Annotated in this window: 9 protein-coding genes, 1 rRNA gene and 2 other annotated features; all 10 genes read right to left on the bottom strand. The window is 47.7% G+C overall.

Annotation, left to right across the window (positions count from 1 at the left end; genetic code table 11):
- Window positions 1-14: 14 nt before the first annotated feature.
- The 10 genes from ligA to rrf all read right to left on the bottom strand — a co-directional run bounded on the left by ligA (window position 15) and on the right by rrf (window position 12,006).
- Complete coding sequence (gene ligA / locus ADU24_RS01140; protein ID WP_053364910.1) at window positions 15-2,018, bottom strand: NAD-dependent DNA ligase LigA; 2,004 nt, start codon at window positions 2,016-2,018, stop codon at window positions 15-17.
- Window positions 2,019-2,050: 32 nt separating this feature from the next.
- A complete protein-coding gene (pcrA, locus tag ADU24_RS01135) occupies window positions 2,051-4,306 on the bottom strand; it encodes a DNA helicase PcrA (protein ID WP_053364909.1) in 2,256 nt (751 codons plus the stop codon).
- A 67-nt stretch (window positions 4,307-4,373) separates the two neighbouring features.
- A complete protein-coding gene (locus ADU24_RS01130) occupies window positions 4,374-5,066 on the bottom strand; it encodes a heptaprenylglyceryl phosphate synthase (protein ID WP_053364908.1) in 693 nt (230 codons plus the stop codon).
- A 154-nt stretch (window positions 5,067-5,220) separates the two neighbouring features.
- Window positions 5,221-5,535 (bottom strand): YerC/YecD family TrpR-related protein, encoded by a 315-nt coding sequence (locus ADU24_RS01125; protein ID WP_053364907.1) that lies wholly within the window; start codon window positions 5,533-5,535, stop codon window positions 5,221-5,223.
- A 54-nt stretch (window positions 5,536-5,589) separates the two neighbouring features.
- The gene (locus ADU24_RS01120) at window positions 5,590-6,636 is read right to left on the bottom strand and encodes a DUF3048 domain-containing protein (RefSeq protein ID WP_053364906.1); all 1,047 of its coding nucleotides are present in this window, start codon (window positions 6,634-6,636) and stop codon (window positions 5,590-5,592) included.
- Window positions 6,637-6,758: 122 nt separating this feature from the next.
- A complete protein-coding gene (locus ADU24_RS01115; RefSeq protein WP_053364905.1) occupies window positions 6,759-8,501 on the bottom strand; it encodes an adenine deaminase C-terminal domain-containing protein in 1,743 nt (580 codons plus the stop codon).
- A 334-nt stretch (window positions 8,502-8,835) separates the two neighbouring features.
- The gene (gene purB / locus ADU24_RS01110; protein WP_053364904.1) at window positions 8,836-10,128 is read right to left on the bottom strand and encodes an adenylosuccinate lyase; all 1,293 of its coding nucleotides are present in this window, start codon (window positions 10,126-10,128) and stop codon (window positions 8,836-8,838) included.
- Between the two features lie 160 nt (window positions 10,129-10,288).
- A complete protein-coding gene (locus ADU24_RS01105) occupies window positions 10,289-10,474 on the bottom strand; it encodes an NETI motif-containing protein (RefSeq protein WP_053364903.1) in 186 nt (61 codons plus the stop codon).
- Window positions 10,475-10,572: 98 nt separating this feature from the next.
- Window positions 10,573-11,253 (bottom strand): DUF421 domain-containing protein, encoded by a 681-nt coding sequence (locus ADU24_RS01100; RefSeq protein WP_053364902.1) that lies wholly within the window; start codon window positions 11,251-11,253, stop codon window positions 10,573-10,575.
- A 637-nt stretch (window positions 11,254-11,890) separates the two neighbouring features.
- Window positions 11,891-12,006, bottom strand: a 5S ribosomal RNA gene (gene rrf, locus ADU24_RS01095).
- An 87-nt stretch (window positions 12,007-12,093) separates the two neighbouring features.
- Window positions 12,094-12,960, bottom strand: a sequence feature (23S ribosomal RNA rRNA prediction is too short).
- A gap of 34 nt (window positions 12,961-12,994) precedes the next feature.
- Window positions 12,995-13,211, bottom strand: a sequence feature (23S ribosomal RNA rRNA prediction is too short).

Genomic DNA, 13,211 nt, shown 5'->3' with positions numbered 1-13,211 from the left:
TCCTGCACCTCTTACTATTCGATTTCCTCAAGCAGCCTCTCTTCGTCCCAAATTTCAATTCCAAGTTCCTGCGCTTTCGTAAGCTTGGAGCCTGCATCTTCCCCGGCAATGAGAATGTCTGTCTTTTTGCTAACACTTCCGGCCACATTCGCGCCGAGGGCTTCCAGCTTTTCTTTCGCTTCATTGCGGGACATTTTTTCCATTTTACCAGTCAGGACGACCGTTTTTCCGGCAAAAATTGAATCGGCTGACTCAATTGCTGTTCGTTTCGGCCCTTTGTATTCCATATTTAAGCCAGCAGCCTTCAGCTCATCTATCAGTTCGCGTACTTCTTCCTGTTCAAAGAACGCAACGATTGAGCTGGCCATCTTTTCCCCAACCTCGTTAATGGCCATAAGGTCACTTTCGGTTGCCGCCGCAAGCCGGTCCATCGTTTCGAATTCCTGGGCAAGCGTCCTCGCCGCCTTTTCCCCGACATGGCGGATTCCAAGGCCAAACAATAGGCGCTCCAGCGAGTTCTCCTTCGAACGGTCAATCGCCTGGAGCAAATTGGTGACGCTCTTTTCCCCCATTCGTTCAAGGGCAAGCAGTTCCTCCGCGGTCAATTTGTATAGGTCCGCCACATCTTCCACAAGCTTATGGGCAAACAACTGGGCAATTACCTTTTCTCCAAGGCCGTCGATATTCATCGCATTCCTTGAGACAAAATGAATCAAGCCCTCCCTTATTTGTGCGGGGCATTTCGGATTCAGGCACCTTAAGGCTACCTCACCCTCAAGCCTGACAAGGTCGCTTTCGCATTCCGGGCAATGGGTTGGCATGTGGAAATCCGTTTCATTGCCGGTACGCTGCTCCAAAAGGACGTTAACAACTTCCGGGATAATATCCCCGGCCTTTTTAACAACTACTTTATCGCCAATTTTCAAATCCTTCTCCCTGATTAAATCTTCATTGTGCAGGGATGCGCGCTGGACAGTCGTTCCGGCGACCCTTACCGGTTCGAGGATGGCGGTAGGTGTAACAACCCCTGTCCTGCCGACGCTCAGCTCAATGTCCAAAAGGGTCGTAACGACTTCCTCAGCCGGGAATTTGTAGGCAATCGCCCAGCGCGGGCTTTTAGCCGTTGTCCCGAGCTGTTCCTGCATTTCGATCGAATCTACCTTAATGACGATGCCGTCAATGTCATAATCAAGATTTGGCCGCTTTTCGCCCCAGCCGTTTACATAGTCTAGAACCTCTTCAATTGATGCGCATTTCCGCCGTTCCTTGTTCGTTTTAAACCCAACCCTGTCGAGATAGTCGAGGGCTGCGCTATGTGATTCGATTCCAAGGTTTGGCGCATCCGCGAGCCCATATAGAAAGATATCAAGGTTCCTGGACGCCGCAATGCTCGTATCAAGCTGCCTAAGTGAGCCTGCCGCCGCATTCCGTGGATTCGCGAACGGTTCCTCACCGCGCTCTTCCTTCAGCTTATTGAGCTTTTCAAAGGACCTTTTCGGCATAAAGGCTTCCCCGCGCACCTCAAGGGAAACATTCTCCCTTAATCTGAGAGGAATTGATTTAATGGTCCTTAGGTTCGCGGTAATATCCTCGCCAGTCGTGCCATCGCCCCGCGTCGAGCCAAGCACGAACCGGCCATCTTCATAAGTGAGCGCAACGGCAAGCCCGTCGATTTTCAGCTCGCACACATAGCTCGCATCTTCCCCTGCCGCCTGCCGGACCCGCCTGTCGAAATCCCGGAGATCCGCTTCATTGAACGCATTCGCCAGGCTGAGCATCGGGCTTTTGTGCCGTACTTTTTCAAACATATCAAGAATGGCGCCGCCAACCCTGACGGTTGGCGAATCAGGCGTTTTGAACTGTGGGTACTTTTCCTCAAGCTCAATCAATTCACGCAGGAGCCGGTCATATTCCGCATCCGGGACTGACGGTTGATCGAGAACATAATATTCATATCCATATTGATGCAGCAGGGTCTGCAGCTCCCTGGTTTTCATTTCGGCTTGTTGCAGGTCCATCCATCAATCCCTCTTTTCGTGAAAAATCATTGTTATACCTTTTTAATTGGAGCAAATTTTGCAAGCAGCCGCTTTACCCCGGTCGGGCTTGGGAACGCTATATCCAGCTCCATCCCGTCTCCTTCGCCTCTTACGCCTACAACGGTGCCGATGCCCCATTTGCCGTGCTCTGCTTTGTCGCCGGCTTTCCAGCCCATCGTTTCCCCGCCCGAAACTGCGGGGCGGGTAACCGGCCTTCTCGCAGCCGGCTGCTGCGGCGCAGAGGATTGGCGGTTCATGCCGCCAGTTCCATAGCGGTTTCCTGAAGGCCCAAACGGAGAAGATCCAAACCTCTTTTCCGCTGGTTCCACGATTTCAATAAGGTCGGAGGGGATTTCCTTGATAAACCGGGACGGAGGATTCATATTCGTCCGCCCAAACAACGTCCTCAACTGGGCATTAGTGATAAACAAGTACTCCTCGGCCCTGGTGATGCCGACATAGGCGAGCCTGCGCTCTTCCTCCATTTCCCCTTCATCCATCAATGAACGGCTATGCGGGAATACCCCTTCCTCAAGGCCGATCAGGAATACGACCGGAAATTCAAGGCCCTTTGCCGAATGCAGGGTCATCAGCGTTACTTTTTCATTTTTCTCCGGCTCATCATTCATCGAATCTATATCGGCGACGAGTGCAAGGTCTGTTAAAAAGGCGACGAGCGTCTTGTCCTCGCTTGCCTCTTCAAAGCTCTTTGTAACAGAAAGCAATTCCTCAAGGTTCTCCATCCTGCTTTGCGCCTCAATTGATTTCTCGGAGCGAAGCATTTCCATATAACCGGACTTATCCAGTAAATCTTCAACGATTTCCGTTACAGACAGGAATTCCTGCATCCGCGTGTAATTTGCGATTAGGTCACGGAACTCGGCCGCCGCCTTGGCCGTTTTGGGGCTAAGCCCAACCAGCTCGATCGACTCAAGTGCCTGGTATAGAGTAAGATCGTGGAGATTTGCGAAATCAGCAATTTTATCCATCGAGGTCGAACCGATGCCCCGTTTTGGAACATTGATGACCCGAAGCAGGCTTATGTCATCATCCGGATTGGAAATGAGCCTCAGGTAGGCGAGTATGTCCTTGATTTCTTTCCTGTCATAGAACTTGATGCCGCCGACAATCTGGTAATCAATAACCGATTTCAGCAAAACTTCCTCCATGACACGGGATTGGGCATTGGTCCGATAAAGGATGGCCATGTCAGAAGCGGTATACTTGCCGGAGTCGATTAGCTCTTTAATTTTTCCGGCAACGAACTGGGCCTCTCCCTGCTCGCTGTCCGCCCTGTAATAGACGAGCTTATTCCCTTCCTGGTTCTCCGTCCACAGATTTTTCGGCTTCCGATTCAAGTTTTTGGCGATTACCTCATTTGCCGCCAACAAAATCCTTTTCGTCGATCGGTAGTTTTGCTCCAGCAAAATGACTTTTGCATTTGGATAATCTTTTTCAAATGAGAGGATGTTCGCAATATCCGCCCCGCGCCATTTGTAAATCGACTGGTCCGAGTCCCCTACGACGCACAGGTTTTTGAACCGCATCGCAAGCATTTTTACAAGCATATACTGGGCCCGGTTCGTATCCTGATACTCATCGACATGGATGTACTGGAACTTTCGCTGGTATTTTTCAAGCACTTCGGGAACCTGCCTGAACAGCTGGATTGTCATCATGATCAAGTCGTCAAAATCCAAAGCCTGGTTCTTGCGCAGCCTCTTTTGGTACTCCTTGTACACGTTGGCAACCTTTTGCTCTATGTAGCCGCCTGCCGTTTTTTCGTATTCTTCCGGCCCGATCAGTTCATTTTTCGCGGAAGAGATTGAACCAAGGATCGCCCTTGGATCGAATTGTTTCGGATCCATGTTCAAATCCTTCAGTATTCCTTTGATGACCGATTGCTGGTCGGTCGTGTCAATGATCGTAAAATTACGATTGAAGCCAATTCGGTCGATATCCCGGCGCAAAATCCGCACGCACATTGAATGGAACGTCGAAATCCAAATTTCTTCCGCGGCGCCGCCCATCAATTTTGAAACCCTGTCCCTCATTTCGCGGGCAGCCTTGTTCGTAAATGTAATCGCCAGGATGTTATAGGGATTTACCAGCTTTTCAAGCATAAGGTACCCAATTCGATGGGTCAGCACCCGCGTCTTGCCGCTTCCGGCGCCGGCCATAATCAGCAGCGGCCCATCCGTGGCCTTTACCGCAGCCTGCTGCTGGGGATTCAGGCCCCCAAGCAATTTATCTTTTAGGTATTGCATTCTCTCCACCACCATAACAAAACATATGTTCTGTTTTTATTGTAAGCTCTTTATTAGAAAAATGCAGCTATTTTTCAGTTTTAACAGCTTTGACTGTTTCCAACGCTTTTCCCAGGTCTTCATATAGGCAATTTCCTACGACAATAACATCCGCATACATAGCCATTTCCGCGGCCTGTTCTTTCGTTTTGATTCCGCCTCCATAAAAAAGGACCGATTTCTCCAGGCCTTTTTTGGCGGCCTCGGCCATCTCTGGATCCCCGTATGCCCCGCTGTATTCAAGGTAGAAAATCGGCATGCCGAACATTTTCTCGGCCATCATTGCATAAGCCTTAATATCTTCCTTCGACAACCTGGTTTCCGCATTGGTCAGCTTTGCCGCTTTGCAGTCTTCATTGAGGATTACATACCCCTCCATTGCAAACTCGTTCCAATCGATAATTTCCCCAAATTCCTTTACGGCCTCAAAATGAAGGCCATTTATCCACTTTGAGTCCTTGCTGTTGAGGATGGATGGGACAAAATAAAGATCGAACCCCGGGGTTACAGATTCAAGATTTGAGACCTCCAGTACGCATGGAACCGTAAAGCGGCGGATCCTCGCCATTAAATCCAGGACCCCTTCCAGTGTCACCCCGTCCGTTCCGCCGACCATCACTGCATCGGTGCCGGATTCACAAATCGCCTCCAAATCCGAATCGGATATCTCCCGGGCTGGGTCTAGCTTAAACACATGGCGCCACTCGCGAAAATCGTACATGAAAAAAATCCTCCATTCACTATTCCATTAGTACATTATAGCATTTGGTAAAACGTAAAAAAAAGAAAACGAGGAAAAAGCACGGTAGAAATCCTAACCAGTAAACGGGAAGAAATAAAAGAAGCCGAAGCATTGCCCCGGCCCCACTCTTCATCTATTCTTCTGTTCCGGAAGCAGCTGGCTCCGTAACCCGGTCAAGAACCATCTCGTAGGCATCATTGCCATAGTTGAGGCAACGCTTAACCCTTGAAATCGTCGCCGTGCTTGCGCCTGTTTCACTTTCAATCTTGTGATACGTTTTCCCTTCGCGCAACATCCTTGCGACTTCAAGGCGCTGTGACAGTGACTGGATTTCATTCACCGTGCAAAGATCATCGAAAAATCGGTAGCATTCTTCGAGGTCTTTCAGCGTGAGGATGGAATTGAAAAGCTGGTCGAGTTCTCTTCCCCTAAGCTTATTGATTTGCATCTTTTTCCCCCCTTTGGCATGAATGGCTTTCAATATTTTCAACTAAATTTATAGTTAGCTCTCTCCAATGGCGACACTCTTGGCTAAGCCGGGATTCGCTGGGATGATATTGACCCACGTTTTCCCGGGGACAAGGCCAGCCTCATTCCCATCTTTTATAGGAATAATCCTTCCATGGTCATTGAGCCAATCGACTTCAATCACCTTGCCTTTTTGAAAAAGATAGCCCTTTCCCCCGCTTTTCAAATCAATATCGCGAAGCCCCCCAGGCCCGGCTGGCGTGTGGACCAATTCAGCGATAAAAACATTATCGAGCAGGATCGGCTGATTTGTTTCCAAATCAACCATCAGTTCACCATTAATATACCGCTTATATTTTCCGATTGAAGGATCGTATTGATAAGTCGGGGAGTATGTTTTCGTTCCGTATGATACAAACGCCGAAAGCGCAATCCTGCCTTCAATGTGTCCAACTTCCTTCTCTGTCAGGAATTTGAAAGGCTTTGGAGCGGGCGCCAATTTAAAACCGTTTTTCTCGGCACCTTTTATCATGTTTTCATAAGGAATATATGAATTATGCGGCGCCTTCCGGAAGCTGGCCCTCTTAAACAGCGTTCCGTCATAAACCATGCCATTCAGATTATCAATGTAACCGGAATTCAGCATTCTTTTCGCTTCCACACTGTAGCCGTGGGCAATAAAAATGCTGTCGAGCCCTTTGGAGATTTCAATGTAATAATCCCGCGCACTTCTGACAGGCCCAATCGTTTTAGGCTTTTCGCTTTGATACACGGCGAGGAACCTTGTAACATCCCCTTCCGCGAGCAACTCATAGACAATATCCGCCTCGTTCAGGCCTGATTGCGGACGGGCTTTTGGAAAATTATTGACCACAACCGCAAACGCCCTGTTTTCCGCCTCCGTTTGCGAGCCGATACCTGTAAGCGGATACGAAAAAGGCAGCTCAGGTATGGCATGTTCCACTTTTTCCGCGGCAGCAGCTTTTTTCACAGGCTTTGCCGGTTCCTTCGAGGACTCCTTGTCGCTGCACGCCGATAGCAAAAGCAATGTTGCCGCCATCGCCAAAGACCATTTCCTCATTCTCACACCCCTGTTTGTGCATCTATCTATCTTAGCCGTGTCTGTCTATATTTTATCCTTCAAGTATGGGACAGTAAGCCCCCGAAAAGCCTTTCCACTGATGAAAGGCTCCCTTTATTATTTTAACGCATTATAGACGGAAAGAGTACCATTTTATTCATTACATCATACATTCCTTGCTGTGTAATTCGGATATAGGGCAAATGGGTGGATGAAAAGAAGAGCAGGCTATATATCGGGTCCGAATAGCTGTACCCCCGTTCACGCAAAATATAAAGCAGCCTTTGTTCTTTTTCCATCAATTCCTCAAGCGGCAGCTCCGTCATTAATCCCCCAAGCCTGAGCGGCAGCTCGCATAGTATTTCCCCGCCTTCTGAAACGACAATCCCGCCGCCAATCTCTTTCATTCTGTTAAAAGCGCGGAGAAGATCAGGCTTGCTTTTGCCAATAAGAATAATGTCCCCCGTGTTGGAAAATGAACTCGCCATCCCTTGAAGGCTGTTGGCGAACCCTTTCAGGATCGTATTGACCCGCCACTTCCCATTTCGGTCGATTAACATGAAAAAACACTCATCATGGCTGTCGGATAGCTGGTCTCTTGATACTTCGAGCGAAATGGAATAGGGCTTTGTAATGACGGCATTCTCCATCTTTATCCCAAATGGCATTGAGAACTGAAGGTCGTCCATCGTAAGCTCCCAATCAGGCCGCAGCGGCTCAAGCCCGTAGCCATTCCAGTCAAGGCGAGGAAATGTTTCGTGTAGTATCTCGCCATCACGCTTCACCCATTTTCCTTTCGCCAGGACAGAAACAGGGCATGGCTCCTCGACACTGGACAGGATATTGATGTTCGCGACCCTACCCGTGGCGATTTTCCCATGGATATGGCTCATATTATAATATCTGGCGGGGTTGATGGTCGCCATATTATAGGCATCAATAATTGGAATGCCTTTGTTAATTGCAATGCGGATCATTTGGTCAATGACCCCATTCCTGTAAAAACCGGACGAGGATCCATCCGTTGTAAACATCATATGGTCATAAGCCGTAATCCCGAGCCTTTTTAAGTCATCAAGGAGGCTTGGCAAGTCTGGCCGGATTGACGAGTGCCTGAGAGACACGGTATATCCCTGCATAAGCCGATTAACTACTTCTTCCCCCGTCATTGCTTCATGGTCACAGTCGGCACCAAGCAGCATCATCTTTGCGAGCGTTTTTTCGGATGCACCAGGAAAATGCCCCTCAATCTGCTTTCTCATCCGCTTTGCTTCCTGGATCCAATGCAGCATCATATCATCGCCGGCGAGCAATTTCGGCCAGCCCGTCAGCTCTCCCCCCTGGATGACAGCATCATGCTCCAGCCATGATTTGACTTGGGTATGTGAAAAGATTTCTTCTTCGTTAAGGATTTCCGTCTGGGCGTCGAACCTGCACCACCAAAACATGCTTGCCGGAATTCTCCGCAAATCCTTCATAAGCAGAAATGCCTGTTTCTTATTTAATTGCAAAATGAGGGCCATGTTATCATTGATAATTGTCGTAGTCCCTCTTCCCGAAGCGTAGGCTGCAAATGAATGCGGATTATATAATTGGAAAGGGTGGGCATGGGGCTCGATATACCCCGGTACAATAAATTGCCCTGAACAGTCTACAATGCTGCAATTTACAAGGTTTTCAGGCAGTCTTTCGCCAACATAGACAATCCTGTCATCATATATCCAAATATTCGCCTGCATCCAGCGGCGGAATGTCTGGTTCAGATATGTACAATTTATTAAAAGAATCGACGGTGCAAGCTTCCCGTCCAGAACATCCACATGCTCGCGCAAATCTTTGTTTTTCCACCTGTAGCGCTGCTCCATCTTCTCTCCACCCTCCGCCAAAAGAATATCTATACAACTCTATAATTTCATTAAGAAAGCCCTTACATTTTTATAGTACCATAATCAATCCTTATATGGAGCAGTGGGTGACAGAATCGATTTTATTTTTTGTGAAAAAATGAGCAAGTTTGGATGGCTCTCTTTCCGTTTGGACATTTGAACTTGGACCTGGCTTTTTTATCAGTGAAATGCCTAAAGTCCATTCATTCAAATTCCATACTCCCATTTAGAGCTTTAACCTTAAGATGTCGATGATTCCTCTTTTTTTAAAAAAAGCATTCACCCTTGATGGATGAATGCTCCATATCTTTTTTTAAAGGCCAAGCCTTTGAAAAATAGTATCAACATGCTGCAGGTGATAGCTGTAGTCAAAACAATCATCCAGTTCCTTAGGGCTTAGATGCTTCGTAATCTTCTCATCCTGGTCAAGCAGGCTCCGGAATGGGACTTGTTTCTCCCATGCCTCCATTGCCCTTGGCTGGACCGTATCGTAAGCCTCCTCGCGGGAAAGGCCCTTTTCAATCAGGGCGAGCAATACCCGTTGCGAATAAATCAAGCCCAGCGTCCTGTCCATATTCCGTTTCATGTTTTCCGGATAGACTGTCAGGTTTTTAATGATGTTCCCAAACCGGTTAAGCATGTAATTCAACAGGCTGGTCGCATCAGGCAGGATAATCCGTTCAGCCGAGGAGTGCGAGATATCACGTTCATGCCAAAGTGGGACATTTTCATACGCTGTCAGCATATGCCCGCGGATAACCCTTGAAAGTCCGGTCATATTTTCAGAGCCGATTGGATTCCGTTTATGTGGCATCGCCGATGAACCCTTCTGGCCTTTTGCGAAAAATTCTTCCACCTCACGGGTTTCGCTTTTTTGCAGGCCGCGAACTTCAACAGCGAATTTTTCTATCGACGTTGCAATGAGTGCCAAAACCGACATATAGTGGGCATGCCTGTCCCTTTGAAGCGTTTGGGTGGAGATTGGGGCTGCCTCAAGCCCAAGCTTTTCACATACATACTTTTCAACAAACGGATTTATATTCGCATATGTACCGACTGCACCGGAAATTTTTCCGAATTCAATGCCTTTTGCCGCTTCATTAAAACGATCCAGATTCCGTTTCATTTCCTCATACCAAAGGGCAAGCTTTAGCCCAAATGTTGTCGGCTCGGCATGGACTCCGTGGGTCCGCCCCATCATGACCGTGTATTTATGCTCTTGCGCCTTTTCTTTTAAAATGGAAATGAAACGCTCCAAGTCAGCCCTGATTATTTCATTCGCCTGCTTAATCAAATACGACAATGCCGTGTCGACTACATCCGTTGAAGTCAGGCCGTAATGTACCCATTTTTTCTCGTTACCGAGCGTTTCCGAAACCGCTCTCGTAAACGCAACAACATCATGCCTTGTTTCTTCCTCAATTTCTTTGATCCGTTCTACATCAAATCGGGCGTTTTCCCGGATTTTCCGGACATCCTCATGTGGAATTTCCCCGAGTTCCGCCCACGCTTCACAAGCAAGGATTTCAACTTCCAGCCATGCGGCGAAACGGTTGTGCTCTTCCCAAATTTTCGCCATTTCCGGCCTGGTATAGCGGTCGATCATCATGAATCCCCCGTTTTAGTTAGTTATATAGTTCATATCAGCCCGAAATCTCTAAAAGAATGGTTCAGGCGAATCCATCCTTATCTTATCAGCCATGCTCAGGGAATGTCAAACCCAATGGCGAACATTATTTATACTAATAATAATATCGTTCGGGTTTTTACTCTTCTTTTCGTTTTCCTTCAAAAATGATTTGTCGGCCCGCCGGGATTACCTCATTTCCTTCTTCCTTAAAAATTGGTTTTTCAATTCTTTTAATTGGAATGAAACCTTGTTGCTCCATTCGTTTAAGGCAATCGTCAATCGTTTCATTTTCTTTTACCTCAAACAATTGCTTCTTCCCCACAAACAATCTCCCCTTTGGTTTTTTCTTAGTATACCCCAACTCTCATACAACGTAGAAATGCCGGGCAAAGTCACCCGGCACTTCATGAAAGTTTGAATTTACTTTTCTTCATACACCTCTATATAAAAACCTTGTTGTGGCGACCATTCGGCATAGTAGACATCTTCTATATTAGTAACGCCTTCCTTTTTAAGTTCCTCCCTAAGCCATGCTTCATCCTTCCCTGCAGTTTTTAAATCTTCTTCTTTTATTTGTCCCTCATCAACCAATAGCAAGGATGGATCAACCTCTTCGGCTTCGATATTTAACATTTCAGGCGTAACCGGATCAGTTGAAGCCTTTGTCATTACACTCAACTGCCCTCCTGTTTCCATAAAAACATACCTAACATCTTTTAATGAAAACACTCCTTTTGTGCGAAGCAGGGCACGGAGCTGTTCCATTTCCAATTGATTCTTCCTCATTTCCTTGTGGTTAATCTTCCCCTCACTTATCAGGACAGACACCGTTCCTGTAAGAGGAGTCCGGATTTTCTCAAATCTTTCTCCGAGTTTTTCAACGATATAACTAACCCCACCCCATATCGCCACTGCAAATAACACATGAAAAATATTCACTTTCTCATCATAAACCGATTCCTCTATAATTCCTCCCAACAAGATGGCGAAAACAAAATCATAGGGAGTTAACTGGGACATCTCTTTTTTCCCAAGTAATCTTGTCACCACAACAAGGGCAAAAAAGCCGACAATCAGCTTTAACGCTATTGTGCCATACATAAATAGTTCCTCCTTCTCTCTTTCAATCCATATACCCCTTTTAGTTCGAAATAATGTTCCTCCTTTTGGAAGGTAACGATCTTTTTGGCTGTCTGCCATAAGAGGTGGGTTATCTTTCTTTTAGAGAGCGAAGGAGGGGGATTCCACTGCTGTTCGGACTTTAAGTTTGTGTTTAGGCCCATATGATACGGGGATTTGGACAGCGATTAGAGGTTTCTTAGCTTCAGTGTCCAAATGAGGGGGGGATTTGGACACCGATTAGAGGTTTCTCAGTTTCAGTGTCCAAATGAGGTGAGATTCCTTTAAACCGGGTACAAATAATTTGCACTTCCTTACATTTCCGCTTCTTTGGACACTCAACCCCTGAAGCTCACTTTGCTGTCCAAACATCAGTTATCGTTAGACAAACACAGTGAGATCTCGACAGCAATTAGAGGTTTCTTAGCTTCAGTGTCCAAATGAGTTGGGGATTCCTTTAAACCTGGTACAAATAATTTACACTTCCTTACACTTCCGCTATCTGTTCTTTGCTGTCTCTCAAATAGATAGGAAGGTTTTCGCTGGCTGGCAGTTCATTCACTTGTGTTCTAAATGCAAAAAAAGGCAACCCATTTAAAGGTTGCCTTCCAATTTGTTTGCCCGGCAGCGTCCTACTCTCACAGGGGCAAGGCCCCAACTACCATCGGCGCTGAGAAGCTTAACTTCCGTGTTCGGTATGGGAACGGGTGTGGCCTTCTCGCCATAACTGCCGGACTATGTTGTTTGAGGTTTCATTCCCTCAAAACTGGATAATTTTCAGAAGAAGTTCGGAAGAACAMRGTAATCTAWTTGGTTAAGTCCTCGATCGATTAGTATCAGTCAGCTCCACRCGTCGCCGYGCTTCCACCTCTGACCTATCAACCTGATCATCTTTCAGGGATCTTACYTCTTACGAATGGGAAATCTCATCTTGAGGGGGGCTTCATGCTTAGATGCTTTCAGCACTTATCCCGTCCGCACATAGCTACCCAGCGATGCCTTTGGCAAGACAACTGGTACACCAGCGGCGCGTCCATCCCGGTCCTCTCGTACTAAGGACAGCTCCTCTCAAATTTCCTGCGCCCACGACGGATAGGGACCGAACTGTCTCACGACGTTCTGAACCCAGCTCGCGTACCGCTTTAATGGGCGAACAGCCCAACCCTTGGGACCGACTACAGCCCCAGGATGCGATGAGCCGACATCGAGGCGCCAAACCTCCCCGTCGATGTGGACTCTTGGGGGAGATAAGCCTGTTATCCCCGGGGTAGCTTTTATCCGTTGAGCGATGGCCCTTCCATGCGGAACCACCGGATCACTAAGCCCGACTTTCGTCCCTGCTCGACTTGTAGGTCTCGCAGTAAAGCTCCCTTGTGCCTTTACACTCTGCGAATGATTTCCAACCATTCTGAGGGAACCTTTGGGCGCCTCCGTTACATTTTAGGAGGCGACCGCCCCAGTCAAACTGCCCGCCTGACACTGTCTCCCACCCAGATCATTGGTGCGGGTTAGAATTTCAATACAGCCAGGGTAGTATCCCACCGACGCCTCCACCGAAGCTGGCGCTCCGGCTTCACAGGCTCCTACCTATCCTGTATAAGCTGTACCAAAATTCAATATCAGGCTGCAGTAAAGCTCCACGGGGTCTTTCCGTCCTGTCGCGGGTAACCTGCATCTTCACAGGTACTATAATTTCACCGAGTCTCTCGTTGAGACAGTGCCCAGATCGTTACGCCTTTCGTGCGGGTCGGAACTTMCCCGACAAGGAATTTCGCTACCTTAGGACCGTTATAGTTACGGCCGCCGTTTACTGGGGCTTCGATTYAGAGCTTCRCTTGCGCTAACCCCTCCTCTTAACCTTCCAGCACCGGGCAGGCGTCAGCCCCTATACTTCGCCTTGCGGCTTCGCAGAGACCTGTGTTTTTGCTAAACAGTCGCCT

The sequence above is a fragment of the Bacillus sp. FJAT-27245 genome, from assembly GCF_001273955.1.
In the GTDB taxonomy this organism is placed as follows: Bacteria; Bacillota; Bacilli; order Bacillales; family Cytobacillaceae; genus Bacillus_D.
Note: the sequence above shows the minus strand (reverse complement) of the source record. Positions and strands in the feature narration are given on the sequence as shown.

Coding starts and splice junctions, on each gene's coding strand:
- ADU24_RS01130 (WP_053364908.1), bottom strand. CDS start 5,066: ATGTACGATTTTCGCGAGTGGCGCCATGTGTTTAAGCTAGACCCAGCC.
- ADU24_RS01115 (WP_053364905.1), bottom strand. CDS start 8,501: ATGGAGCAGCGCTACAGGTGGAAAAACAAAGATTTGCGCGAGCATGTG.
- ADU24_RS01100 (WP_053364902.1), bottom strand. CDS start 11,253: ATGTATGGCACAATAGCGTTAAAGCTGATTGTCGGCTTTTTTGCCCTT.
- ADU24_RS01120 (WP_053364906.1), bottom strand. CDS start 6,636: ATGAGGAAATGGTCTTTGGCGATGGCGGCAACATTGCTTTTGCTATCG.
- purB (WP_053364904.1), bottom strand. CDS start 10,128: ATGATCGACCGCTATACCAGGCCGGAAATGGCGAAAATTTGGGAAGAG.
- pcrA (WP_053364909.1), bottom strand. CDS start 4,306: ATGCAATACCTAAAAGATAAATTGCTTGGGGGCCTGAATCCCCAGCAG.
- ligA (WP_053364910.1), bottom strand. CDS start 2,018: ATGGACCTGCAACAAGCCGAAATGAAAACCAGGGAGCTGCAGACCCTG.
- ADU24_RS01125 (WP_053364907.1), bottom strand. CDS start 5,535: ATGCAAATCAATAAGCTTAGGGGAAGAGAACTCGACCAGCTTTTCAAT.